A 25,802-nucleotide genomic window follows, 5' to 3' on the forward strand; every position below is an offset into this window, starting at 1 on the left:
GCATCGCCATGTCTCCCATCCCCCGCAGGTCCGTTCTCAAGGCGGCCGCCGTGACCGGAGCCGCCGCCCAGTTCAGCTGGGCGCTGGGCGCGCAGCACGCCCAGGCCGCGCCCGGAGCCGAAGCGGCCGACGCCGACCCGGTGACCCTGGACTGGCTGGAGGACGGCGGCCTCGGCGCCGCACCCGGCTCCACCGTCGGTGTCCCCTGGCCGAAGGGCGCGTACCAGAAGGACCAGACCTTCGCGCTGACGGACGCAGGCGGCAAGGCCGTGCCCGTGCAGTCCTGGCCGATCGCCTACTGGCCCGACGGCTCCCTCAAGTGGACCGCGCACGCGGTCGCCTCCGGTGACGGCAAGCTCACCCTCGCCGCCGGGACGCCCGCCGCACCCGAGAAGAAGGTCACCGTGCACAAGCGCGGCGGCGCCATCGACATCTCGACCGGCGTCATCACCGCGAGGATCGGCACGTCCGGCTCCACCCTCGTCAAGTCCGTCACCCGCGGCTCGACGGAGATCGCGAAGAACGGCCGGCTCGTGCTGATCCGCCAGCCCGAGATCGAGGACGAGGACCAGGGGGCGGTCAGGACCGAGCGCTTCGACGGCGCGATCTCCAAGGTCGAGGTCGAGCAGGCGGGCCCGGTCCGCGCGGTCGTCCGTATCGACGGCAAGCACCGCAAGGGCGGCCGCAGTTGGCTGCCCTTCTCGATCAGGCTCTACTTCTACGCGGGCGCCGACTCCTTCCGCATGGTGCACACCATCACCTACGACGGCACGCAGGAGCCCGGCAAGGCCAGTGGCGACTTCATCCGCGGCCTCGGAGTCCGCTTCACCGTGCCCCTGCGGGACGAGTCGTACGACCGCCACATCCGCATCGGCGGCGACGGCACCGGACTGCTGCGCGAGGCCGTCAAGGGCATCACCGGACTGCGCCGGGACCCCGGAGCGGCCGTGCAGGCGGCCCAGTTCGAAGGCCGCAAGCTGCCCGACCCCGCCACCTGGGACCAGCGGGTGACGACCCGGCTGCAGTACATCCCCGAATGGGGCGACTACACCCTCTCGCAGCTGTCCGCCGACGGCTTCACGCTGCGCAAGCGCACCAAGAAGGGACACGGCTGGGTCGCCGCGGGCGGTGGCCGGCGCGCCTCCGGCTTCGGCTACGTGGGCGGGGCGAGCGGCGGGTTCTCCTTCGGACTGCGCGACTTCTGGGAGAAGTTCCCCGCCCAGCTCGACATCCGGGACGCCCACACCGACGAGGCCGAGGTGACCCTCTGGCTCTGGTCGCCCGAGGCGCAGCCCATGGACATGCGCTTCTACCACGACGGCATGGGCCAGGACACCTTCCCGGAGCAGCTCGAAGGCCTCAACATCACCTACGAGGACTACGAGCCGGAGTTCGGCACCCCGTACGGCATCGCCCGTACCTCCGAACTCCTCTTCTGGGCCAACGAGACGACCCCGAGCCCCGACCGGTTCGCCGAGCAGGTCGAGGCCGTCCGCGTGCTGCCGCAGCTGGCCGCCCCGCCCAAGCAGCTCATCACGGCCAAGGTCTTCGGGCCGGGCCTGTACTCCGAGCCCGACCGCTCCACCCCCGCCAAGGCGAAGATCGAGGACCACCTCGACTTCCTCTTCACCTACTACAAGGACCAGGTGGAGCAGCGCCGCTGGTACGGCTTCTGGGACTACGGCGACATCATGCACACCTACGACACCGTCCGGCACCAGTGGCGGTACGACATCGGCGGCTACGCCTGGGACAACTCCGAACTGTCGCCCGACCTCTGGCTCTGGTTCGCCTACCTGCGCTCCGGCCGCGCCGACATCTTCCGCTTCGCCGAGGCCATGACCCGGCACACCGGCGAGGTCGACGTCTACCACCTGGGCAAGTGGGCGGGCCTCGGCACCCGGCACGGTGTGCAGCACTTCGCCGACAGCGCCAAGCAGCAGCGCATCGCCAACACCACCTACCGGCGCTACTACTACTTCCTCACGGCGGACGAACGGGTCGGCGACCTCATGCACGCCAACGTCGACTCCGACGAGACGTTCCTCGTCCTCGACCCCATCCGCAAGATCCGCACCGAGCCCTACACACCCGACCGGCACGCCCTGTCGATCGGCTTCGGCACGGACTGGAGCGGCCTGGTCTCGGCCTGGCTGACGGAGTGGGAGCGCAAGGGCCCGAAGTGGGAGAAGGCCAAGGCACGCGTCCTGTCGACCATGGAGACCATCGCGGCCCAGCCCAACGGATTCGTGCAGGGGACCGGGCTCTACGACCTCGACACGGGCAAGTTCGCCATCGCCGACAAGCCGGTCGTCAGCGTCTCGCACCTCTCCGCCGTCTTCGGCCTCAACGAGCTGTGCGCCGAGCTCATCGACCTCGTCGACATGCCGAAGTTCAACGAGGCGTACTTCGACTACTGCCGGTACTTCAACGCCACCAAGGCCGAACAGAAGGCCCGCTACGGCTCCGACTTCGGCAGCCTGCTGCTGTTCCAGGGCCACTCGCGCCTCGATGCCTACGCGGCCGTCGAGACCGGTGACGAGAAGCTCGCCGAGCGGGCCTGGGAGAAGTTCTACAACTCCGACGGCTACAAGGAGTCGGCACCCTGGCGGACTGAGAAGGTGAGCGGCCCGGTCGCGCTGGTGCCGGGCAGCGAGGCCACCTGGGTGTCCACGAACGACACCGCGCTGTACGGCCTCGCCGCCATCGAGAACCTGGCGCTGCTCGGCGACAGGATGCCGTAGCGGGAAGCTGACCGGGCGGAAGACCGCGACGAGCGGTTCCCGTGGCGACGCCGCGGCGGGAACCGCTCGTCCTAGTCGATGATCTGGTTGAAGAACAGGACGGCCGGGGCCACCACCCCGCCTCCGACGCTCACCGCGACCGGCCACACATTGCCGGCCAGCGCCGCCAGGACGGTGGCACCGATGCCGGCCAGGGCTGCCAGCAGGAAGACGATCGCGGCGCGCTGACTGATGAGCGGTCCGTCCCGGCCGGGCCCTCGACGGTCGGCGTGTGCCACCTCGGTGCCCCCTACCCCACGCGGTGAGCGGGCTCGTGCGCCCGTTCCCGCGGGGACACGGCGTGGCCGCCCGGGCCCGGCACGTCCCAGGGATCCTGCGCCGGACGCAGGAGTTCGAAGCGGACACCGCCGCTCGTCCGGACCCCGTACACGGCGGGTTCGGGCAGGCTGTTGTAGTGGAACGGCGTCGAGAAGTAGTAGGCGCCGGTGTCCGGGACGGTGACCATGTCACCGGGTTCCAGAAGGGGCAGAGCGCGGTCGCGCGCCAGCAGGTCCCCGGCGAAGCAGGCGGGGCCCGCGATGTCCTGGCGGACCGGTCCGCCCCGCTTGGCCCTGCCGCTCGCGTCGTGCGCCTCGATCCGCAGCGGCCAGGCGTCGGGGTTGAACACCGTGCGGGTGGCCACCTGCACACCGGCGTGGGTGACCGCGATCGGCCGGCCGCCCATGCTCTTGGTGTACTCGACGTACGCGGCGGTGAACCCGTTCTTGGCGAGGACGGACCGCCCGAACTCGGTGACGATCTCGTACCCGCCGGAGAACAGGGCGGGAGCCTGGGCGCGCAGCTGCCGGACGTACGTGTCGAAGGTGGGCGTGACCTCGTCGTCGGCGAAGTTGACGGGGAGTCCGCCGCCGATGTCGATGCCGACGACCTGGCGCCGTCCGAGCGAGGCGTTGACCTCCTCGGCGAACGCCACGGCCTGCCCGACCCCGCCGGCCATGAGGTCGAGCGGGCAGCCCTGCGAACCGGCGTGCGTGTGCACCCAGGTCAGCCACGGGTGGTCGTGGTAGGCGCGCAGCAACCGCTGCCGGCTTCCCGGGTCCGCCAGGGGCACGCCGAACTTCGAGGTGCTCGTCGCCGTGCTCATCGCGGCGATGCTGCCACCGCCGAGCTGGGAGTTGACGCGCACCCCGATCCGCGAGACCGGGACGCGGCCGCCCAGCGCCCGGTCGATCCTCGCCAGTTCCTGGTAGTTGTCCGCGTTGACGGTCACACCCAGGTCGAGGGCGTGCCGCAGTTCGGCCTCCGTCTTGGCGGGGGAGTCGAAGACGATCCGGTCCGGTGCGAACCCGGCTGCCAGCGCGCGGGCCAGCTCCCCCGCGGTTGCCACCTCGCAGCCCATGCCGAGCCGCCGCAGCTCCGCCAGCACCGGCACCAGGCAGTTCGCCTTGGCGGCGAACGCATGCAGCACACGCGGCGCGCAGGGGAAGGCGCGGTGCAGGGACGCGACGGTCGCGGCGACGCCGTCGAGGTCGACGAAGGCGGCCAGCTGGGACCGGCCGGCGTCCAGCAGTCCCTGCCGCACCGCTTCCTGGAGGATCCGTTCGCGCCGCTCGGCGGCGGGGGTGGGTCGGGTCATGGCGAGCCTTCCGGTGTCGTACCGCGCCCGGGACCGCCCCGGGTGGAACACCAGGCTGGGGCCCGCACCGGCACGGCGTCTTCGTCGAGTCGTCAAAGACGCGGGCCTCATCGACGGCGGTCGGACGCAACAACTCCTCCGCCGGACACAGGCGTTGTGCGATACGACAAAAGGGAGGCCCTTCGATGGTGGCCCGGGCCGAACGGCGCACGGCACGTCCTCGGTCGCGCCTCGTCGCCGGTCACTCAGGAGCGTGTGCCTCAGGACTCCCCACCCAGACGCAACTGCACCTGGGCGAGCAGCCGGGCGTCGGGATTCTCCAGGTCCAGTCCCGACACCTGCCTGATCCTGCGCAACCGGTAGCGCAGGCTGTTGGCGTGTACGCCCAGCGCGCGCGAGGCGGCGGACACGTCGCCGAAGTGGTCGAGGTAGGCGCGCAGGGTCTCCACCAGGCAACTGCCGCCGTGATCGGCGTCGAACTCCATCAGCCGGGCCACCGAGGTCCGCGGGGGCAGCGTCAACCCGCGCAGGGCCTCGACGACCTGGAGGATGCCCACGGTGTCCGCGACGTCCTCGCTCCGCGCGACGGTGTGCGGCCCGGCGGCCGCGACGAGCGCCCGCAGGGCCTGCTCGGCCGACCGGCGTGACGCGGGCGCCCCTGCCAGGCCGGGGACCACGTCGCCGAGCCCCACCCTCACCGCCGAGCCGATCGTCGCCGACAGCTGATCGGCCAGTGCGTTCCCCAGCCGTCTCACCTGGCCGTCGGCCCGCTCGGGGGCGCGCTCCAGCCCACTCAGCAGCACCAGGGTCCCGCCGCCCGCCGGGACCACCACGACCCGGTGGCCCAGGGCCGCGCAGTGCAGGGTCAGCAGGCCGTACAGCCCGGGCGGGCCGTCGTCCGCGGCGTGGCCGGAGCCGATGCCCACCGCCAGCACGGCACAGGGCTCCCGGGGCGGCAGCGAGGCCCGCTGCGCGAGCACCTCGACGGATCCACGGTCCTCCAGCAGCGCCCGGGCGGCGTCCTCCACCAGTCGGCCGTCCGAACTGTGGGTGCGGTGATGGAGCAGGTGGGCGGCGGCGGTCCGGGCGGCCGCGCGCAGCGTCTGTGCGGCGTTCGGCGACAGCGGGCGGCCGGCCACCGCCGCCACCCAGATCGACCCGAGCGCCTCCCCGCCCGCCCGCACGGCGCCCACCAGACGCTCCGGGTCCTGCCCGTGGGCGGGCCGGTGCAGCACGTCGTCCGCACCCCACAGCGCCTGGAAGAACCCCGCCTCCCGCATGGCCGCCACCCGCCAGGGCGGCACGCGACGGCCGAGGATGGTCAGCCGGCGCATCTCGTCCACGTTCTCCTCGGTGGACGAGTACGCCAGCACCCGCGACTCCGTGTCCTCGATCGTCACCGAGCCTCCCACCAGGCTGGCCACCGCGTCGGCCAGTGAGTCCAGATCGCCCAGAGGCACGCCGCTGGTGGCGGGCATCGGGGGAGCACCCGCCGCGGCCAGCCCGGCCCTCAGCACCCCCACGAGTTGCGCCCAGGTGCACCAGGCGGTGCGGAAGAGAACCGCCGTGCCGCCTTCCTCCGCGGCTGCCTGCAACGCCCGTACGGTGGGATCGGACCGGCCCGGGCCGAACACCACACCCGCCGCACCGGCCTCACCGGCCCGGCGCACCACGTCGACCGCGTGCGCCGAGCTCGGGTCGACACCGACCGCGAGCAGTAACTCCCGCGGTCTGATGACCGGTTCCAGGGCGTCCAGCACATGGACGCCGGTGACCTGCGTCCGCAGCCCCTGCGGGGCCGTGTGCAACTCCACGGCTCCCACCCCCACCACCGAGAGCAGGCGCTCCAGTGTCCCCTGGTCCCCGGTGCCCGTGCCCCCGCCCCGCGATTCCCCCAGGTCCGTCATGCCGCCCCCTGTCCCCGCCCCGAGCGTGCCGATGGCACGGCGGCCGATCGGAGACGTATGACATCACGGCACTTGTCCGCAGTCGAGACGGCCTCGGCGCACCTGCTGCCCCGACGTCGCCTGCAACGGCACTAGTTCATCCTCCGCAGGACCTGTCGCATCCGCCGGACGTCCCGGATCCGCTGCTCGTACGTCGCGCCGAGGGCGAGCAGCAGGAGGCCGGCGAGGGCGGGGGGTGCCCAGCGGGGGAGGGCTCCCGTCACCTGCACGACGTAGGGGGCGAGTTCGTGCAGGGCGACCAGGGTCAGCACCGAGCCGCCGAGCACCAACGGTGCCCGGAGGTGGTGCCGGGCGCCCAGCAGGGTGACCAGCAGCGCCGCGCCGCCGAGCAGCAGCGGCCGCGTCCACTGCGGGTCGGCCCAGGCGGCGGCCAGGCTCGGCAGGAGGGTCGCGGCGAGCCCTGGGCCGTATGCCGTCCAGGAGGAGGCCTGCGGGTCGCGGCGCCGGCGCAGTGCTCCGACCAGCAGCGCCGGGACGGTCACCGGGAGGGTGTAGGCCTCCGGCGTGCCGACGTCCCAGGCGGCCAGCCGGACCCAGGCGGCCAGCACGAACAGGGCCGTGGCCGCGTAGCCGACGGGGCGGCGCTCGGCGCGCAGGGCCGTGCCCGCGGCGATCACTCCGCACAGGGCCAGCACCAGCGCGAGCATCGGCGGGTCGGTGACGGCCAGTCCCACGGCGAACAGACCGAGGGCGGCTCCCACGGACTCGACGGGCACCGTCGCCCGTGACGCACCGAGACGCGCCGCCAGCAGCGCGGCGGCAGCCGTGACCGCCAGGACGGGCAAGGCGGTTCGGGAGGCGGGCCAGTCCGCCGCGGCACCCGACGCCGAAGCCAGCGCGGCGGCGCTCACGAGAGCCGCCGGAGCCGTGAACGGGGAGACGTCCGACCGCCAGGAGACCGCGCCGAACAGCACCGTCAGCACGGACAGCACGACGAGGGTCGCGGACTGGGACGCCAGGGAGACCAGGGTGAGACCGGCAGCCGTGACCAGGGCGAGGACGAGTGCGGTGACCTGCGCGGCCGACGACGTGATCCGGCACGCGTACAGGGCGGCCGCTGTCAGCACGCCCAGGACCAGCATGCCGGCGACGTACGGTATCTCCAGGATCGCCGGAAGGATCAGCGCCGTGGCCCAGAGGAGGCCGACAGCACCGAGCCGGGCCCGTGAACGCCACGCCTGCGCGCGGACCGCCAGGGCGAGCACGGCCGCCACGGCCACCGGCACCACCGGGGCCACGGCCGCGTGCGGCGGCCAGGGCGCGTCGACGACCACCGCCGCACGGGCATCCGACGGTGCCCCGCTCCACACCCGGCCCAGCCATCCGGCCGGTCCCAGCAGCACCACGGCCACGACGGGCAGCGTCCACAGCACGGCCAGCGCCTGTACGGCACCGGAGGCCCAGGCGAGACCCCGCCGCATCGCCTCCGGCAGCCGTTCGACCCGTACCGCCGCCAACAGGGCGATGCCGACGACCAGATGAGCCGGAACCGCCCACTGCGACGGCAGCCCGGAACGCGCCACCCCACCCAGCGCCCCCACGACGAGCAGCCCGGCCGTGATCGCGAGGCCCAGGGCGTGCCCGACGCCCGGCCCTCGCCGGGCCGAACCCACGGCGATCGCCGCAGCGAGCAGGAGCAGCGCCCCGGCGCGGGAAGCGTCGACCGGACCGTCGGCCGTCAGGGACAGCCAGCCGGCACCCGCAACGCCCCAGCCGCCCACGCCGTACGCGCCCACGACGGCGGTGACCCGCACCGCCCCGGCCGGCAGCAGCACCACCGCGACCGCGTCCAGCCCGGCCGTCACCAGCAGCGCGGCCGTGACCACAAAGGGACCCGCGTCGGCCGCCAGGGCCCCCAGCAGCAGCGGGAACTGGGCCGCCGCCAGCGCGCAGGGCAGGGGCAGGCGCAGCGCGGACGTGGCCGGCAGCAGGCCGTACGCCGTCCAGGCCGCTGCCAGCACCGCCGTCGCGGCGGCCGCGTAGCCGGTCCCGCCCGTCCCGGGAAGGGCCGCCGCGTGCAGCGCGTAGGCGTCCAGGACGGTCAGGGCGAGCCCCAGGCCCGCCACGGCCTCGGCCGTCGACCGCAGTCCCCGCTTCAGCAGGGCCACGGGCGCGGCGAGTGTCGCCACCGTGACCGCGCCCAGCACCAGGGCCCGCCCGGCGATCCCCATGTGCCCCCAGCTGACCAGCGTGAACACCGCCGCCGCGAGCGTGAGCAGGACACCGCCGAGGACCAGCAGCGCGTTCTGCACGCTGGGCGCGGCCGTCTCCGCTCGCGGCGGTGCGGGTGCGGTGTGCGGCGGCTGCGGTGACGCCTGGGCGGGCGACGGCTGTGTCCGGTGCAGGGCCGCGACCAGCCAGGCGCGACGGGCCAGCAACTGGGAGCGCCGGGCGTCCAGTTGCCAGAGTTCGGCATCGAGGAGCCGCAACTCCTCGGCCGGGGGCGGAAGATGGGTCATGTACCGCAGTGTGGTCCGCGTCACCTCGTACGGCATGAGTGCGGGTACTCAGGCGCGTACTCAGACAGTCCGCGCCGTGAGTGGGCAGACTGCCGGAATGGACTTCAACCATTACCGCTTCCGCACCCTGTGGACCCTGCCGACACCACCGGCCAGGGTGTACGGCGTGCTGGAGCGCCCCGAGGACTACCCGCGCTGGTGGCGCCAGGTCCAGGAGGTGACCCGGCTCGACGACACCACCGGGGTGATCCGCATCCGCTCCGTCCTGCCGTACGACATCACATTCACGGCGCGGGAAGCGCGGCGCGACCCCGCGGCCGGCGTGCTGGAGACCGCCCTGTCCGGGGACATCGAAGGCTGGGCACGCTGGACCGTCACACCGCACCGGGCGGGCAGCCTCGCGCGGTACGACCAGGTCGTCAGCGTGCACAAGCCGCTGCTGCGGCGCCTCGCCGTACCGGGACGGCCCCTCTTCCGCGCCAATCACGCGCTGATGATGCGGTCCGGACGGCGCGGACTCCTCCGGCACCTTCAAGCGGTTTGAAGGAAGCGTGCCCGGACCTGTATGGTTCAGTGCGTTCCCGGGCGATTAGCTCAGTGGGAGAGCGCTTCGTTCACACCGAAGAGGTCACTGGTTCGAACCCAGTATCGCCCACCGGAAACAGCCGGTCCGTCGCAGACGGACCGGTTTTTTCATGCCCGCGCGGGCCCCACGCCAGATGCGTGCTCAGGCCGCCGCCGGCAGGTCCGGACGCAGCGGCCACGCCGGGTCGACCGCCTCGTCCACACCGCTGCGGGCGAACCACGCCTGCAGGCCCCGCGCCTGCGCCGCGTGCCACACCGCCTGCAGGGTGTGCAGCTCACCCGGGGCGAGACGCTCCAGCCGGGACGCGAACCGGCGGCCCACCGCCCGGGTGACCTCCAGCGCCGCCACCGCGTCGGCCGCCGCGTCGTGCGCGCCCTCCAGGGCCACGCCGTAGTGCGCGCACAGGTCGGTCAGGGTGCGGCGGCCCTTGCGGTAGCGGTCCAAATGCTTGTCCAGGACCCGCGGGTCGAGCACGGACAGCGGCGCCGACTCGAACCAGCGGTCGAGCGCCGAGGCACGGTGGCGGCGCAACTCCCGGTCGAGCAGGGTCAGGTCGAACGGCGCGTTCATCACCACGACCGGCCGCCCCGCGTGTGCCTGCTCCGCCAGCGCCTGCGCTATCTCGTACATCACCGGCGCCGGCCACCGGCCGTTGCGCTGCAGGTGCTCCTCCGTCAGCCCGTGCACCGCCGTCGCCTCGGCGGGCACCGGCACCCCCGGGTTCACGAGCCAGCGGCTCACCCGCGGCCGGATGCCCGGCGCGTCCTGGACCACGACGGCGGCCGACACGATCCGGTCGGTCTCGACGTCCACGCCCGTCGTCTCCGTGTCGAAGGCGGCCAGCGGCCCCTCGTACCAGCACGTCGTCATAGCCACACAACCCCTCGTTCACCTTCGGCAGTTGACGCACCGTCCGCTGCCCGATCCGGTGATACCCGGGCTGTTTGCGCCGTACGCCGGAAGGAGACAACAGGAGTACGGGTCGTTGCAGTTCAGCGGCCCGCACGGGGAAACACTTGTTCTGGAAGGCTGTTGGCCATGGCCATTGCGCAGCCCGAACGGGGCGGGCTGCTGCCCGAGCGCACGGCTCCCTCCCGCGGCACTCTCGCCACCACCGCCTGCATGGAGACACTGCAGGTCGGCTATCTGCACGCCGTCGCGGCAGCCGCCGGCTGTTCGCTGTCCCAGCCCTTTCCCGACAACGGCATCGACTGGCACGTCAGCCACAGCGCCCCCGGGCACACGGTCGACGACGAGGTCACCATCAAGGTGCAGCTCAAGGCCACCTACCAGCTGCCGCCCCACCCACCCGGCCGTACCTTCTCCTTCACCCTCGACAACGACCACCTGGCGAAGCTCGCCCGCACACCCGTGTCGGTGCACAAGATCCTCGTGGTGATGCTGGTGCCGCGCTCCCAGGACGACTGGCTGCGCGCCGGCCACGACCGGCTGGACCTGCGGCACTGCTGCTACTGGACCAACCTCGCCGGACAGCCGATCACCGGCCGCCGCCGCACCACCGTGCGGATACCGACCTCACGCATCTTCGACGACCGGGCCCTGTGCGAGATCATGACGCGGGTCGGGACGGGAGGGAAACCGTGACGCACCGCCCGACCGAGGAGCCACTGAGGCAGGTCCGGCCGCACCCCGTCGACACCACCTGGAGCGGTTCACCGCCCGAGCCGCTCGATCCCGCCGGTATCGACCCGGCGGTGCTGGGCGCCCTGCTGAGCCGGCACGGCTGGCAGCGGCGCGGCGGCGCCCCCGGACGCTACGGCCGCTGGACCCCGCCCGGTCCCGGCGGCAGCGGCACCAGCCTCCTGGTGCCGGAGAGCCGCGCCTTCCCCGACAGCGACGAGCTGCTCGGCGAGGCCCTGCTCGCCCTGTCCCGCAGCGGCTCGCCCTCCGCCCGTGAGGTCCTCGTCTCCCTCGCCGTGCCCAGCGACGAGATCCGCTGGTGGCACGACGTCCCCGCCGGGCCCGCCGCCGCGGCGTCCTGGACCGTCGAGGACCGGCTGCGCGGCGCCGCCCGCCGGATGCTGCTCGCCGCGGCCCTGGCCACCCGCGCCCGGGCCGGCTACCACGGCGCCCGTCACCGTCGCTCCGCCGCCGCGGCCCTGGAGAACGTCCTCGTCGGCTCCGCCGCCGACGGCCGGCTCACCGCGTTCGTGCCCGTCGCCGGCGGCCGCCCGCTGGCCGTACGCCTCCACCAGGCGCTGTTCGCCGCCCGGGAGGCCATCGACTACCAGCGGGCCACCGGCGGCATGGACGGCTTCGACACCGCCGTCGAGGCCGGGGTGAGCCACGAACTCACCGAGGCCCTGGTGACCCTCGTCCGGGGCACGGAGGGGGCCCGGATCGCCGTCGAGTGGGCCCCGGCAGCCGGTGTTCCCGAGGGCTGCTCGCCCGCCGCCGAGCCCGTCGAGTTCTCGCCCGGCGACCTGGCCGTGCTGCGCGAGGCGGGCGCCCGTTACCTGCGTGAGGAACCCGCCGTGCCGGTGCGGATCACGGGAGCGGTGGTACGGCTGCGCCGGTCCGGGCCGCGCGGCGACGGCACCGTACGGCTGCGCGTGCTGGCCGGGGCCGACGTCCCGAACGTCCGGATCACCCTCGACGAGGACGCGTACCGGATCGCCGGGCACGCCCATCTCGTGGGGCTTCCGGTCCGGGTGCAGGGGCGGCTGGAGAGCCGGGGCGGCTTCCGCCGCCTCACCGGTGCCCACGGCGTCGTGCCGGTCCAGGTCGACGACGCCGAGCGGGACCGCCTGATGAAGGAGCTCCACGAGAACCTCGACTTCTTCGAGGGGGCCTGCGAAGGGGACTGACGAAGCCTGCGCCAGGGGGCTGCCGGGGCTGATTTCGCGTCGGGCGGTCCCGGGTCGGTACGATCCTTACTCGTGCGCGCGCTCGGGTATGGCGCCGCAGCCCCCTTCAGTCAGGAGAGACCGGTGTCAGACGTCCGTGTGATCATCCAGCGCGATTCCGAGCGGGAAGAACGCGTGGTGACGACGGGCACTACGGCCGCCGAGCTCTTCGCCGGCGAGCGCTCGATCATCGCCGCGCGCGTGGCCGGCGAGCTCAAGGACCTGTCGTACGCCCTGTCCGAGGGCGACGAGGTCGAGGGCGTCGAGATCTCCTCCGAGGACGGCCTCAACATCCTGCGCCACTCCACCGCGCACGTCATGGCACAGGCCGTGCAGGAGCTCCACCCCGAGGCCAAGCTCGGCATCGGCCCGCCCGTCAAGGACGGCTTCTACTACGACTTCGACGTCGAGAAGCCGTTCACGCCCGAGGATCTCAAGGCCATCGAGAAGAAGATGCAGGAGATCCAGAAGCGGGGGCAGCGCTTCTCCCGCCGCGTGGTGACCGACGAGGCCGCCCGCGAGGAGCTGGCCGACGAGCCCTACAAGCTGGAGCTGATCGGCCTCAAGGGCTCCGCCTCGTCCGACGACGGCGCGGACGTCGAGGTCGGCGCCGGTGAGCTGACGATCTACGACAACCTGGACGCCAAGACCGGCGACCTGTGCTGGAAGGACCTCTGCCGGGGCCCGCACCTGCCGTCCACCCGGGCCATCCCGGCGTTCAAGCTGATGCGCAACGCGGCCGCCTACTGGCGCGGCAGCGAGAAGAACCCCATGCTCCAGCGCATCTACGGCACCGCCTGGCCCACCAAGGACGAGCTGAAGGCGCACCTGGAGTTCCTCGCCGAGGCCGAGAAGCGCGACCACCGCAAGCTGGGCAGCGAGCTGGACCTGTTCTCCGTCCCCGAGCAGATCGGCTCCGGCCTCGCCGTCTTCCACCCCAAGGGCGGCATCATCCGCCGGGTCATGGAGGACTACTCGCGCCGCCGGCACGAGGAGGAGGGCTACGAGTTCGTCTACACCCCGCACGCCACCAAGGGGAAGCTCTTCGAGACCTCGGGCCACCTGGACTGGTACGCCGACGGCATGTACCCGCCCATGCAGCTCGACGAGGGCGTGGACTACTACCTCAAGCCCATGAACTGCCCGATGCACAACCTGATCTTCGACGCGCGCGGGCGTTCCTACCGTGAACTGCCGCTGCGCCTCTTCGAGTTCGGGACCGTGTACCGGTACGAGAAGTCCGGCGTCGTGCACGGCCTGACCCGCGCCCGCGGCTTCACCCAGGACGACGCGCACATCTACTGCACCCGCGAGCAGATGTCGGAGGAGCTCGACAAGACGCTCACCTTCGTCCTCGGCCTGCTGCGCGACTACGGCCTGACCGACTTCTACCTGGAGCTGTCCACCAAGGACCCGGAGAAGTTCGTCGGCTCCGACGAGGCCTGGGAAGAGGCCACGGAGACGCTGCGCCAGGTCGCCGAGAAGCAGGGCCTGCCCCTCGTCCCCGACCCGGGCGGCGCCGCCTTCTACGGCCCGAAGATCTCCGTGCAGACCAAGGACGCCATCGGCCGCACCTGGCAGATGTCGACGATCCAGCTCGACTTCAACCTGCCGGAGCGCTTCGACCTGGAGTACACCTCCGCGGACGGCTCCAAGCAGCGCCCCGTCATGATCCACCGCGCGCTGTTCGGCTCCATCGAGCGCTTCTTCGCGGTGCTCCTGGAGCACTACGCGGGCGCCTTCCCGGCGTGGCTGGCCCCCGTCCAGGCGGTCGGCATCCCGATCGGCGACGCGCACGTGGAGTACCTGGAGAAGTTCGCCGCCGCGGCCAAGAAGAAGGGCCTGCGCGTCGAGGTCGACTCCTCCTCCGACCGCATGCAGAAGAAGATCCGCAACGCCCAGAAGCAGAAGGTGCCCTTCATGGTCATCGCGGGCGACGAGGACATGTCCCACGAGTCCGTGTCCTTCCGCTACCGCGACGGTTCGCAGGAGAACGGCATCCCCTTCGACGAGGCCATCGCGAAGATCCAGAAGGTCGTCGAGGAGCGCGCCCAGGTCTGATCACACCGTGCAAAGGCCCCCGGGGAGATCCGGGGGCCTTTGCCGTCCCCCCAGCTCGACGCCATATGCTGCACTGCATGACGAGTGAGCCGGAGCAGCAGCTGGGAGTGGGGACGCAGGACGCGTTCCAGCGTCTGTGGACGCCGCATCGGATGGCCTACATCCAGGGCGAGAACAAGCCCACCGGCCCGGGCGCCGGCGACGGCTGCCCCTTCTGCTCGATCCCGGCCAAGTCCGACGAGGACGGGCTCGTCGTCCGGCGCGGCGAGCAGGTCTACGCGGTGCTCAACCTCTACCCGTACAACGGCGGCCACCTGATGACCGTGCCCTACCGGCACGTCGCCGACTACACCGACCTCACCGCGGGGGAGACCGCCGAACTCGGAGAGCTCACCAAGCAGGCGATGACGGCCCTGCGCACGGCCTCCGGCGCCCACGGCTTCAACATCGGCATGAACCAGGGCACGGTCGCCGGCGCGGGCATCGCCGCACACCTGCACCAGCACATCGTGCCGCGCTGGGGCGGGGACACGAACTTCATGCCCGTGGTCGGGCACACGCGTGTGCTGCCGCAGCTCCTGGCGGACACGCGGAAGATGCTGGCGGAGGCCTGGCCGACCGCTTGATTGCGGCGGGTGCGGCCTACCCCAGCCCGTCCGGCGTTTGAGGACGAGGCCGTTCAGGCCGATGGGGGTCTGGGGGCGCAGCCCCCAGGGGCACCAGCCACCGCTGGCCCGGGGATGATCGGCTCGACCGCCGGAGGCCTACGCGTCGTACACATCCGCCTTCTTCGGCGAAGCCTCCTGCACCGCCCCGCTGAGCGCCGCCGACCTGGACCCGAACTTCTCCACGTCCACCCCGTTCTCCCGCAGCACCTTCAGCGCCGCCGTGTGCACCACCCGCAGCACCGGCGTGGCAGCCCGCAGCGCGTCGTCGGCCATGAACCGGTGCCGCCACGGCTGGTCGGCCCACGCGTGCCGCAGGCCGAACGGCTCCGGCAGCGTCAGACTGCCGCCGAGCCAGTTCAGCACCGGCGGGTACCAGGTCAGCGGGGCGCGCGCGGCCAGCCGTACCACCTCGTCGGCGTCGATCAGCGGGAGCTTCACCGTGCGGGTCTCCCAGAACCGGAGCGACTTCTGGACCGTCTTCTCCTTGGCGGCGGGCTTCTCGTTGAACAGGGAGTTCACCGGCCCCAGGGCGTGCCCGGTGACCTCGATGCGCAGCGTGTCGTGCAGCACGGTCACCGTGATCAGCATCGTGATCACCAGGTGGCCGTCCCACAGGGTCCACTGCACGCCCAGGTAGTGCCGGTCGCCGCTGCCGAACTGCTGCTTGTTGCAGATGTCCTGTATGGCGTGGGTCCGGACCGTGTACGCGTCGACGTCCGTGCCGCTCGGTCGGGACACCTCCGTCGCCTTCTCGCCGATCGGCGTGACGACCCAGTGCGTGATGGACGGCTTGGGGAAACCGCCGGTGTTGATGGACGTGCGCTCCAGCATGCCGAGACCGCCCTGGATCGCCACGATGACGTCCCAGCTGCGGAACGGGTGGAACTCCTTGCCCGGCTCGGCGGAGACCAGTTCCTCGGCCAGCTGCCAGCTGCCCCACCGCGTGCCCATGCCGAGTATGCCCTTGGGACCGGCGTAGAAGACCGAGTTGGACCGCTGCTCGGCGGCGAGGCGGGCCAGCTCCTTGCGGACCTGCTCGGCCGCGTCACCGGGGTTGCCGGGGACGGCCTCGGGGATCTTGGCGCCGACACCGCCGCCCGACAGCAGGCTCGACCAGCGCTCCCGCAGGTCCCGGGCGGTCCGCTCGCAGATGTGCTTGGCCCAGAACCAGCCGACGACCGGCATGATCACCGCCGCGCGCCCGTACAGGGCCCAGAACCCGGTGAACGGCATGCGCAGCAGGAACAGCACGGCCAGTGCGCTCACCGCGACCAGCAGCGTCGTGGCCAGGGCGCCCGCACGCTTGTCCTCGCGCTTGGCCATGGTGGTGCGCAGGGTGAACACCAGCAGCCACACCAGGAAGCCCGGCAGGAACAGGAGCCCGCAGATCACCGTGATCGCCGACAGCCAGTTGTCGCGGTCCCGGCGGATGCGGTGGGCCGCCAGGCAGTGCTCCACGACGACCTGGGGCTCGATGCCGAAGGACTGGATGACCGGCTTGCGCCCGGCCCCCAGCATCCGGTCGATCACCGCGCGCGAGAAGGCCTCGCCGAGCCTGGGGCGGAAGATCTTCGCCCAGGAGCGCGGCGGGGTCACCTTCGACTGGTGCCACTCGTTGTCGGCGGCCAGGATCTTGGTGACCTCGTCGTCCCGGTACGCCGCCGCGGCCAGCGCGTAGGTCGCCGCCGTCTGGCCGCTCGCACCCGCGAGAGGAACCTGCGCTCCCGGGCTGAAGTCGAATCCGTCCGTCACTGCCGCCCCCATCGCTGCCGCATCCGCATCTGCGGCCTTCCCGACTTCCGCGCTGCGCACACCTGTTGATCAGGTCATCAGCGTATCCGTCCACACCGGCGTGCGGGGGCGGGCGGCCTGTCAAGCCGTCCGCCCCCGCGGAGGGGAGCCCACACGAGGGCACTTGGTGGCGCCGGCGCCAACTACGAGGCTTTGCGCTCCTCTTCACGCACCCGGTCCGCGACCTGCTGCGGCATCGGTTCGTGCCGCGCGTACCGGCGGCTGAACGCCGCCGTGCCGTGCGCCATCGACCGCAGGTCGATCGCGTACCGGTCGATCTCGATCTCGGGCACCTCGGCCCGGATCAGGGTGCGCCCGCCGGGTGTCTGCTCGGTGCCGAGCACCCGGCCGCGCCGCCCCGACAGGTCGCTCATCACGGCGCCCACGAAGTCGTCGCCGACCAGCACGGACACCTCGGCCACCGGCTCCAGCAGATGGATCTTCGCGTCGGCCGCGGCCTCCCGCAGCGCGAGCGCGCCGGCCGTCTGGAACGCGGCGTCGGAGGAGTCCACCGAGTGCGCCTTGCCGTCCAGGAGGGTCACCCGTACGTCGAGGAGCGGGTAACCGGCCGCGACTCCCCTGGCCGCCTGTGCGCGTATGCCCTTCTCCACCGACGGGATGAACTGCCGGGGCACGGCGCCGCCCACGACCTTGTCGACGAACTCGATGCCGGACCCGCCGGGCAGCGGCTCGACCTCGATCTCGCAGATGGCGAACTGCCCGTGCCCGCCGGACTGCTTGACGTGCCTGCCCCGGCCGGCCGACCTGGTCGCGAACGTCTCGCGCAGGGACACCCGGTGCGGCACGACGTCGACCTGGACGCCGTACCGGCTGCGCAGCCGCTCCAGGGCCACGTCGGCGTGCGCCTCGCCCAGGCACCACAGCACCACCTGGTGGGTGTCCTGGTTCTGTTCCAGCCGCATCGTCGGGTCCTCGGCCACCAGCCGGGCCAGACCCTGGGAGAGCTTGTCCTCGTCCGGTTTGCTGTGGGCCTGGATGGCCAGCGGCAGCAGCGGGTCGGGCATCTGCCACGGCTCCATGAGCAGCGGGTCGTCCTTGGCGGACAGGGTGTCGCCGGTCTCGGCGCGGCCCAGCTTCGCCACACAGGCCAGGTCACCCGCGATGACGTGCGACACCGGGCGCTGCTGTTTGCCGAACGGCGTGGACAGGGCGCCGATCCGCTCGTCGACGTCGTGGTCCTCGTGCCCCCGGTCGGCCAGCCCGTGCCCGGAGACGTGGACCGTCTGGTCGGCGCGCAGGGTGCCGGAGAACAGCCGGATCAGCGACAGCCGGCCCACATAAGGGTCGGAGGAGGTCTTCACGACCTCCGCGACCAGCGGAGCGCCCGGGTCGCACGGCTTGAGCTCGCGCGGCTTTCCGTCGATCGTCGTCACCCGCACCGTCTCGTGCTCCAGGGGCGTCGGGAAGCCCCGCGTGATCAGCTCCAGCAGCTCCAGGGTGCCGAGGCCCTGCCGGGCGCCCTCACCCGCGGGGGCGGCGGCCAGCACGGGGAAGAAGACGCCCCGTGCGACGGCGCGTTCCAGATCCTGGATGAGCGTTCCGACGTCGATCGGCTCCCCGCCGAGGTAGCGGTCCATGAGGGTCTCGTCCTCGCTCTCGGAGATGATCCCCTCGATGAGACGGTTGCGGGCCTCCTCGATCAGTGGCAGCTGGTCCTCGCCGGGTTCGGACTCCTTGCACTCGCCGGTCGAGTAGTCGAACAGCTTCTGCGACAGCAGGCCGATCAGCCCGGTCACGGGGGCGTGCCCGTCCGGGGCCTGAGGGCCGTGCAGCGGCAGGTAGAGCGGCAGGACCGCGTCGGGGTCGTCCGCGCCGAAGGCCTCCGCGCAGGTCCGGGTCATCTCCTCGAAGTCGGAACGCGCCGACTCCAGGTGCGTGACGACGATGGCCCGGGGCATGCCCACGGCCGCGCACTCCTCCCACACCATGCGGGTCGAGCCGTCCACGCCGTCCGAGGCCGAGACGACGAAGAGGGCCGCGTCCGCCGCGCGCAGACCGGCCCTGAGCTCACCGACGAAGTCGGCGTATCCGGGGGTGTCGAGCAGATTGACCTTGATGCCGTCCCACTCGACGGGCACCAGGGAGAGCTGTACCGAGCGCTGCTGCCGGTGCTCGATGTCGTCATAGTCGGAGACGGTGCCGCCGTCCTCCACACGGCCCGCCCGGTTGACCGCCCCCGCCGTGAGTGCGAGGGCTTCGACCAACGTGGTCTTTCCCGATCCGGAGTGGCCGACCAGCACCACATTCCGTACGGACTGAGGGTGGTCGGCCGCTTGTGCCCTGCCGGCGGCCCCAGGGTGTGTCTGTGCCTTGTCGCCCATGATCCTGCCTCCCGTGCACGGTGAGGTCACTGTGGGCGCGGACACGCGGAATCCTCCCCCAGACTCCGTCCGGGGGTACCCCCAGCGGTGGTGGCTCCGGCGACGCCCGCGGTCATTCGACCTTCCCACTCCCGTCACGGCGCGTCCATACGAACGACGTGAGCGCGCCGCCCACCAGGGGCTCGCGGGTTCCCCCGAAAGGGGTCCGGGTGCCCGCACCTCGCCCACGCGCGCGCGTGACTACGATGGGCCAGCCGGTGGCCAGCAGGGGCCAGACGGCGACACCGACCCTCGGGAAGGCCATGCTGAACAAGTACGCGCGTGCATTCTTCACGCGTGTCCTCACACCGTTCGCCGCGTTTCTCATCCGCCGGGGCGTCAGCCCCGACACGGTCACGCTCCTCGGCACCGCCGGTGTGGTCGCGGGCGCACTGGTCTTCTACCCCATGGGCGAGTTCTTCTGGGGCACGGTCGTGATCACGCTGTTCGTGTTCTCCGACCTCGTCGACGGCAACATGGCGCGTCAGCTCGGCCGCTCCAGCCGCTGGGGCGCCTTCCTGGACTCCACGCTCGACCGGGTCGCCGACGGCGCGATCTTCGGCGGCTTCATCCTCTGGTACGCGGGAGGGGGCGACGACCTCGTCCTGTGCGCGGTCTCGATCTTCTGCCTGGCCAGCGGCCAGGTGGTGTCGTACACCAAGGCCCGGGGCGAGTCGATCGGCCTGCCGGTGGCGGTCAACGGGCTCGTCGAGCGTGCCGAGCGGCTGGTGATCTCCCTGGTCGCGGCGGGGCTCGCGGGCCTGCACAAGTTCGGTGTGCCCGGCATCCGGTACCTGCTGCCCGTCGCTCTGTGGATCGTCGCCGTGGGCAGCCTCGTCACGCTGATCCAGCGGGTCGTCACGGTCCGCAGGGAATCCGCGGAGGCGGAGGCGGCCGCGCAGGGCGAGCAGGACGATGAGGACGAGCAGCAGAACGCCTCTCACGGGAGCGAGGCGGCCACGTGAGCGCACAGGACCGGCTGACGGACGCGCTGTACGGCCTCGGCTGGAGCACGGTCAAGAAGCTCCCCGAGCCGGCCGCCGTACGCCTCGGCCGCACCATCGCCGACCTCGCCTGGAAGCAGCGCGGCAAGGGTGTCCAGCGCCTGGAGAGCAACTACGCGCGCGTGGTGCCCGGCGCGAGTCCGGAAGCCCTCGCCGAACTGTCCCGCGCGGGCATGCGCTCCTACCTGCGCTACTGGATGGAGTCCTTCCGCCTCCCGGCCTGGAGCAAGGAGCGGATCAAGGCCGGTTTCGAGGCCAAGGACCTGCACCACCTCACCGAGGGCCTGGCCGCGGGCAAGGGCGTCGTACTCGCCCTGCCGCACCTGGCCAACTGGGACCTCGCCGGCGCCTGGGTCACCACGAAGCTCGGCATCCCGTTCACCACGGTCGCCGAGCGGCTGAAGCCCGAGACGCTCTACGACCGGTTCGTCGCCTACCGCGAGGGCCTCGGCATGGAGGTCCTGCCGCACAGCGGCGGCACCGCCTTCGGCACCCTGGCCCGGCGGCTGCGCGAGGGCGGCCTCGTCTGCCTGGTCGCCGACCGTGACCTGTCCGCCTCCGGCGTGGAGGTGGACTTCTTCGGCGACACGGCCCGCATGCCGGCCGGACCCGCCCTGCTCGCCCAGCAGACCGGCGCCCTGCTGCTGCCCGTCACCCTCTGGTACGACGACTCGCCCGTGATGCGGGGCCGCGTCCACCCGGCCGTCGAGGTGCCCGAGTCGGGCACGCGCGCCGAGAAGACGTCCGTCATGACACAGGCGCTGGCCGACGCCTTCGCCACGGGGATCGCCGACCATCCGTCGGACTGGCACATGCTGCAGCGCCTGTGGCTCGCGGACCTCGACCCCGCGAAGGGACGCCCGTGAGAATCGGTATCGTCTGCCCGTACTCCTGGGACGTCCCGGGTGGCGTGCAGTTCCACATCCGTGACCTCGCCGAGTACTTCATCCGCCTCGGTCACGAGGTGTCCGTCCTGGCCCCGGCCGACGACGACACCCCGCTCCCGCCGTACGTGGTCTCGGCCGGACGCGCCGTGCCGGTGCCGTACAACGGGTCGGTGGCCCGGCTGAACTTCGGCTTCCTGAGCGCCGCCCGGGTGCGCCGCTGGCTGCACGACGGTGCGTTCGACGTGATCCACATCCACGAGCCGACCTCGCCGTCGCTGGGCCTGCTCACCTGCTGGGCCGCCCAGGGCCCGATCGTCGCCACGTTCCACACGTCCAACCCGCGCTCCCGCGCGATGATCGCCGCGTACTCGATCCTCCAGGCCGCCCTGGAGAAGATCAGCGCCCGCATCGCGGTCAGCGAGTACGCCCGCCGCACGCTGGTGGAGCACCTCGGCGGCGACGCGGTCGTGATCCCCAACGGCGTCGACGTGGACTTCTTCGCCGAGGCCGAGCCCAAGGCCGAGTGGCAGGGCGACACGATCGGCTTCATAGGGCGTATCGACGAGCCCCGCAAGGGACTCCCGGTGCTGATGAGGGCCCTGCCCAGGATCCTCGCCGCGCGCCCGCAGACCCGGCTGCTCGTCGCAGGGCGCGGCGACGAGGTGGAGGCCGTGGAGTCCCTGCCGGCCGACCTGCGCTCCCGCGTCGAGTTCCTCGGCATGGTCAGCGACGAGGACAAGGCCCGGTTCCTGCGCAGCGTCGACCTCTACGTCGCGCCCAACACCGGCGGCGAGAGCTTCGGCATCATCCTCGTCGAGGCCATGTCCGCCGGAGCCCCCGTGCTCGCCTCCGACCTGGACGCCTTCGCCCAGGTCCTGGACCGCGGAGCGGCCGGCGAACTGTTCCCCAACGAGGACGCCGACGCCCTGGCCGCAGCGGCCGTACGGCTCCTGGCGGACCCGGAGCGGCGGGCGGAGCTGCGGGCGCGGGGGAGTGCCCACGTACGGCGCTTCGACTGGTCGACCGTCGGCGCGGACATCCTGTCCGTCTACGAGACGGTCACGGCGGGAGCGGCGGCGGTGGCCGAGGACGAGCGGACGACCGGCCTGTGGGGGCGGCTGGGGTTCGCCCGGGACTGACGGCGGGCGCCCGGTCCTTTCAGGCCACGTCAAAAGGGCAGGTCGGGCGTCCGCGTGCCACGGTGCACAATGATCGATTGCGCAGATCACCCGTGATCTTTCCGTGTCGTTCGAGTGTCCGAAGTGGCTGCCGGGACTTGAGTGAAAACCGATGGATCATGAATCAACATCGAATGTACGGTGCAATGGGTAGCTGACCGGCTGCCCCTTGTAACGGGAGGAGATGTTGTGGACGAGCAGATCGAGCTCACGACCGCCGAGCCGTACGCCCCGCCGACGCTGACCGAGGTCGGAGAGTTCAACGAGGACACCCTGGGCTTCATCGGCTGGGGCAACGACATCTTCGGTCACTACTCGGGCGGCTTCTGACAGTCGTCTCGCCGGCTCTCGTCGGCACGAGCACGCTCGGAGAGTTGAGCAGATGAGCAGCACCGGGTTCGTGGTCCTGCCGGACACGGCAGCGGCGGCCGCCTTTCGCGCGGCCGTGCCGTGGGCGTCGCCGCAGGAGTACGCGCACGCCTCGGGGCGGCCGTGGCTGGTGGGCCGTTGGTCCACCGGCGAGATCACGGTGGTCACCGCGGGTCCGGTGCGGGTGGCGGTGGTCGGGGTCTGCCCCGTCCCCGCCGCCCGGCTCCGCGAACTGGCCGCCCGCATACGGACGGTGTCCGACGCGGACGCGCTCGCCACGTCCCTCCCCGGCTCCTGCCACCTGGTCGTCTCGGCCCACGGGGAGGTTCGCTTCCAGGGCAGCGCGACCGGACTGCGCCGGGTGTTCCGCACCCGGACGAACGACGTCGAGGTGGCAGCCGACCGGGTCGATGTCCTCGCCGCGATGACCGGTGCCGGGATCGACGAACAGGCCCTGGCCCTGCGCGTGGCCACCGGTGGGTTCCTGCCGCCTCCGCTGGGCGACCGGCCCCTCTGGGCCGGCATATCCGCCCTCGCCCCCGACCACTGCCTGGTGTGGGAACACGAGCGGATACGCGAGACACGCTGGTGGCAGCCGCCGGCTCCCGAACTGACCCTGACCGCGGGCGCCGAGGCGGTGCGCCACGCTCTCACCTCGGCCTTCGACGACCGCGCGCCCGAGCAGGGCCGGCTGAGCACGGACCTGTCCGGCGGCATGGACTCCACGTCGCTGTGCTTCCTCGCCGCCCGGAGCACGCCCGACCTGGTGACGTTCCGCTGGGGCGAGGCCGAGGCCGGCAACGACGACGCCGCCTTCGCCACCCACGCCATCGGCGCCCTCGACCGGGCCGAGCACCTCGTGGTCCCGCCCGGCGACCTCCCCTCCCTGTTCACCGACTGCGACGAGCCGGTGGACACCGAGGGGCCCTACCCGTTCGCCCGCACCCTCGCCCGCACCCGGCACACGGCCCGCCTGCTGGCCGGCACCGGATCGCGCAGACACCTCGCCGGACACGGCGGCGACGAACTGTTCACCCCGTTCCCCGGCTACCTCCACGGACTGCTCCGCCACCGCCCGCTGACCGCCCTGCGGCACGTCCGCGGATACGGCGCGCTGAGCCGCTGGCCCGTCCTGCCGACCCTGGCCGCGCTGACCCGCCCCGGTGACGAGGCCGCCTGGTGGCGCCGCCAGGCCGACCAGCTCACCGACCCGCCCCCGCCCAGACGCCGACCCGCTCTCGGGTGGGGCCTGTGGACGCTGCGCGCCCCGTCCTGGGCCACCGGCACCGCGATCGAGGCTGCCCGAGAGGCCCTGCGGGACACCGCGACCCGGGTACAGCCGCTCTCCGGCGACCTGGCACAACACCAGTCGCTCCTCGCCGTGCGCACCGCCGCCCCCTGGTACCGGCACCTGGCCCGCGTGTTCGCCGACGACGGCGTACAGCTCGACTCGCCGTTCTTCGACGACCGCGTGGTGGAAGCGGTCCTGGCGGTCCGGGCCCACGAACACGCAGGTCCCTGGCGCTACAAGCCACTGCTGGCCGACGCGATGCGCGGCATCGTCCCGCAGCCCGTGCTGGGCCGCTCCACCAAGGGCGAGTTCAGTGACGAGGCCAACAGCGGGCTGCGCCGCAACCTGCCCGCGATCCTGGAGATGCTCGACGACTCGGCCCTGGCCGCCCGGGGCCTGATCGATCCCGCAGCACTGCGCACCCGGTTGCTCGCACCCCAGCCGGACAACTCCACGAGGATCGCCCTGGAACCCCTGATCGGCTGCGAGACCTGGCTGCGCGCCGCCACCCGCCCCACCCCTGCCTGGAGGTTCGACGCCCGTGCGCCTGCACCCTGACGTGAGCACCACCGACACCGACGACGGCACGGTCCTGCTCAACGAACGCACCGGCCGCTACTGGCAGTTGAACAACACCGGTGCCCACGTGCTGCGCGAACTGCTCGACGGGCACCAGCCCGCCGCCATCGCCACCGGTCTCGCGAACCGGTACGGGATCGACTCCCAGCAGGCCGAACGCGACGTGAGCGCCGTGATCGAGCGCCTGCGAGGCTCGGAACTGGTGATCTCGTGAGCATGCCCGTCGCGCTGGCCGAACGGCGCCGTCTCCCTGTGCACCGCCGCATCCTGCCCCTGCTGGCCGTGGGAGTCGCCCGGCCGCTGGCCAAGGCCAGACCCGCCCGGCTGCGCACCGTCCTGGAGTTCGCCCGCCGGGGCGCCGCACCCGCGACAGCCGCGCAGGCGCTCACAGCCCGCGAAGAGGTCGTGTCCGTCAGCCTGCGCTGCGCCGGGCAGGGCTGCCTGCAGCGCTCCATCGCCACCGCCCTGCTGTGCCGCATGCGCGGTGCCTGGCCCACCTGGTGCACCGGGGTGCGCACCCACCCCTTCGCCGCCCACGCCTGGGTCGAGGCGGAGGGCCGACTCGTCGGCGAGGGGCACCCCAAGGGCCACTTCAAGACACTGATGTCCATCCCGCCGCCGGCGGAGGACCGCAACCGCTGACCACGCACGGGGCAGGGCGGGGTGAACGGCCGGACCCCTCGTGCCGCTAGCCTTGCCGCCCGTGACCACCACTCTCATCTGGATCGCCGTCGCCCTGGTCGCGATCGGGCTCTACCTGAGCTGGACCGCCGGCCGGCTCGACCGTCTCCACGCCCGGATCGACGCCGCCCGGGCCGCCCTGGACGCGCAGCTGCTGCGCCGGGCCTCGGTGGCGCAGGAACTGGCGACCTCGGGGGTCCTGGACCCGGCCGCCTCGATCGTGCTGTACGAGGCCGCGCACGCCGCCCGGCAGGCCGAGGAGGACCAGCGGGAGGTCGCCGAGAGCGACCTGAGCCAGGCGCTGCGGGCCGTCTTCGGAGAGGCCCCTCAGGTGGAGGCGGTGCGGGAGGCACCCGGGGGAGAGGAGGCGGCCCGGGAACTCACCGAGGCCGTCCGCAGGGTGCCGATGGCCCGGCGCTTCCACAACGACGCCGTACGCGCGGCCCGGGCTCTGCGCCGGCATCGCAAGGTGCGCTGGTTCCGTCTGGCCGGTCACGCCCCCTTCCCGATGGCCTTCGAAATGGACGACGAGCCTCCGGTGGCCCTGGTGGATCGGGCCGCCTGAGCCCCCTTCACCCGTCGTTTTCCGGCCGTCCGTCGCAAAAGGATCCACGGCGTTCGCATTGGCCCTTGCTGTGGCCTGGTTCTCTCAC

At 72.3% G+C, this 25,802-nt stretch carries 21 protein-coding genes and 1 tRNA gene; 15 read left to right on the forward strand and 7 right to left on the reverse strand.

The genetic code is table 11. The annotated features are described in order from the left end of the window. The first annotated feature begins 8 nt into the window (after window positions 1-8). Window positions 9-2,744 (forward strand): exo-rhamnogalacturonan lyase family protein, encoded by a 2,736-nt coding sequence (locus FDO69_RS06325; protein WP_104778745.1) that lies wholly within the window; start codon window positions 9-11, stop codon window positions 2,742-2,744. Between the two features lie 71 nt (window positions 2,745-2,815). On the opposite strand, the gene FDO69_RS06330 is transcribed toward FDO69_RS06325, so the two are convergent. From FDO69_RS06330 to FDO69_RS06345, 4 genes are all read right to left on the reverse strand, one after another. Then, window positions 2,816-3,022: a hypothetical protein gene (locus tag FDO69_RS06330; RefSeq protein ID WP_104778746.1), complete on the reverse strand. Its 207-nt coding sequence runs from the start codon at window positions 3,020-3,022 to the stop codon at window positions 2,816-2,818. Between the two features lie 11 nt (window positions 3,023-3,033). Next, a complete protein-coding gene (locus FDO69_RS06335) occupies window positions 3,034-4,380 on the reverse strand; it encodes a type III PLP-dependent enzyme domain-containing protein (protein ID WP_104778747.1) in 1,347 nt (448 codons plus the stop codon). Between the two features lie 260 nt (window positions 4,381-4,640). After that, window positions 4,641-6,287 (reverse strand): helix-turn-helix domain-containing protein, encoded by a 1,647-nt coding sequence (locus FDO69_RS06340; RefSeq protein WP_104778748.1) that lies wholly within the window; start codon window positions 6,285-6,287, stop codon window positions 4,641-4,643. Window positions 6,288-6,418: 131 nt separating this feature from the next. Further along, a complete protein-coding gene (locus FDO69_RS06345) occupies window positions 6,419-8,842 on the reverse strand; it encodes an SCO7613 C-terminal domain-containing membrane protein (protein WP_104778749.1) in 2,424 nt (807 codons plus the stop codon). Between the two features lie 61 nt (window positions 8,843-8,903). Between FDO69_RS06345 and FDO69_RS06350 the strand changes: the two genes are divergently transcribed. Both FDO69_RS06350 and FDO69_RS06355 read left to right on the forward strand, forming a co-directional pair. Beyond that, window positions 8,904-9,350: an SRPBCC family protein gene (locus tag FDO69_RS06350; RefSeq protein WP_104778750.1), complete on the forward strand. Its 447-nt coding sequence runs from the start codon at window positions 8,904-8,906 to the stop codon at window positions 9,348-9,350. Between the two features lie 39 nt (window positions 9,351-9,389). Then, window positions 9,390-9,461 (forward strand) — tRNA-Val (locus FDO69_RS06355). A 72-nt stretch (window positions 9,462-9,533) separates the two neighbouring features. On the opposite strand, the gene FDO69_RS06360 is transcribed toward FDO69_RS06355, so the two are convergent. Next, window positions 9,534-10,262 carry a 3'-5' exonuclease gene (locus FDO69_RS06360; protein WP_104778751.1) on the reverse strand — a complete coding sequence of 243 codons (729 nt, stop codon included), beginning with the start codon at window positions 10,260-10,262 and terminating at the stop codon, window positions 9,534-9,536. Window positions 10,263-10,430: 168 nt separating this feature from the next. On the opposite strand from FDO69_RS06360, the gene FDO69_RS06365 reads away from it, so the two are divergent. From FDO69_RS06365 to FDO69_RS06380, 4 genes are all read left to right on the forward strand, one after another. Next, entirely contained in the window at window positions 10,431-10,997 is a 567-nt protein-coding gene (locus FDO69_RS06365) for a DUF4365 domain-containing protein (protein ID WP_104778752.1), read from the forward strand. Then, entirely contained in the window at window positions 10,994-12,220 is a 1,227-nt protein-coding gene (locus FDO69_RS06370) for a hypothetical protein (RefSeq protein ID WP_104778753.1), read from the forward strand. Before FDO69_RS06365 ends, FDO69_RS06370 begins: the two co-directional genes overlap by 4 nt. A gap of 123 nt (window positions 12,221-12,343) precedes the next feature. After that, on the forward strand, window positions 12,344-14,320 hold the full coding sequence (gene thrS / locus FDO69_RS06375) for a threonine--tRNA ligase (protein WP_104778754.1): 1,977 nt from the start codon (window positions 12,344-12,346) through the stop codon (window positions 14,318-14,320). Window positions 14,321-14,385: 65 nt separating this feature from the next. Next, window positions 14,386-14,946 (forward strand): HIT family protein, encoded by a 561-nt coding sequence (locus tag FDO69_RS06380; RefSeq protein WP_031104476.1) that lies wholly within the window; start codon window positions 14,386-14,388, stop codon window positions 14,944-14,946. A gap of 138 nt (window positions 14,947-15,084) precedes the next feature. Here the strand turns inward: FDO69_RS06380 and FDO69_RS06385 are convergent, their stop codons facing one another. Together FDO69_RS06385 and FDO69_RS06390 are read right to left on the reverse strand one after the other, a co-directional pair. Further along, entirely contained in the window at window positions 15,085-16,752 is a 1,668-nt protein-coding gene (locus FDO69_RS06385; protein ID WP_104778755.1) for a hypothetical protein, read from the reverse strand. Between the two features lie 170 nt (window positions 16,753-16,922). Beyond that, window positions 16,923-19,121 (reverse strand): elongation factor G-like protein EF-G2, encoded by a 2,199-nt coding sequence (locus FDO69_RS06390; RefSeq protein ID WP_104778756.1) that lies wholly within the window; start codon window positions 19,119-19,121, stop codon window positions 16,923-16,925. A gap of 245 nt (window positions 19,122-19,366) precedes the next feature. On the opposite strand from FDO69_RS06390, the gene pgsA reads away from it, so the two are divergent. The 8 genes from pgsA (at window position 19,367) to FDO69_RS06430 (ending at window position 25,714) form a co-directional block, all read left to right on the forward strand. Beyond that, window positions 19,367-20,125 (forward strand): phosphatidylinositol phosphate synthase, encoded by a 759-nt coding sequence (gene pgsA / locus FDO69_RS06395; RefSeq protein WP_234387865.1) that lies wholly within the window; start codon window positions 19,367-19,369, stop codon window positions 20,123-20,125. Beyond that, window positions 20,122-21,030 (forward strand): phosphatidylinositol mannoside acyltransferase, encoded by a 909-nt coding sequence (locus FDO69_RS06400; RefSeq protein ID WP_104778758.1) that lies wholly within the window; start codon window positions 20,122-20,124, stop codon window positions 21,028-21,030. The genes pgsA and FDO69_RS06400 overlap by 4 nt, the downstream gene beginning before the upstream one ends. Then, complete coding sequence (locus FDO69_RS06405; protein ID WP_104778759.1) at window positions 21,027-22,190, forward strand: glycosyltransferase family 4 protein; 1,164 nt, start codon at window positions 21,027-21,029, stop codon at window positions 22,188-22,190. Before FDO69_RS06400 ends, FDO69_RS06405 begins: the two co-directional genes overlap by 4 nt. 228 nt (window positions 22,191-22,418) lie before the next feature. Then, a complete protein-coding gene (locus FDO69_RS06410; protein ID WP_158761618.1) occupies window positions 22,419-22,559 on the forward strand; it encodes a lasso RiPP family leader peptide-containing protein in 141 nt (46 codons plus the stop codon). A 52-nt stretch (window positions 22,560-22,611) separates the two neighbouring features. Then, window positions 22,612-24,447: a lasso peptide isopeptide bond-forming cyclase gene (locus FDO69_RS06415; RefSeq protein ID WP_104778761.1), complete on the forward strand. Its 1,836-nt coding sequence runs from the start codon at window positions 22,612-22,614 to the stop codon at window positions 24,445-24,447. 1 nt (window position 24,448) lies between these two features. Then, window positions 24,449-24,682, forward strand: coding sequence for a lasso peptide biosynthesis PqqD family chaperone (locus tag FDO69_RS06420; RefSeq protein ID WP_234387856.1), 234 nt, complete (start codon window positions 24,449-24,451; stop codon window positions 24,680-24,682). Beyond that, window positions 24,679-25,110, forward strand: a complete 432-nt coding sequence (locus FDO69_RS06425; protein ID WP_104778763.1) for a lasso peptide biosynthesis B2 protein — start codon at window positions 24,679-24,681, stop codon at window positions 25,108-25,110. Before FDO69_RS06420 ends, FDO69_RS06425 begins: the two co-directional genes overlap by 4 nt. A 61-nt stretch (window positions 25,111-25,171) precedes the next feature. Continuing rightward, entirely contained in the window at window positions 25,172-25,714 is a 543-nt protein-coding gene (locus tag FDO69_RS06430) for a LemA family protein (protein WP_104778764.1), read from the forward strand. Window positions 25,715-25,802 lie beyond the last annotated feature (88 nt).

Source organism: Streptomyces tibetensis (genome assembly GCF_007655005.1).
Classification (GTDB): Bacteria; Actinomycetota; Actinomycetes; order Streptomycetales; family Streptomycetaceae; genus Streptomyces; species Streptomyces tibetensis.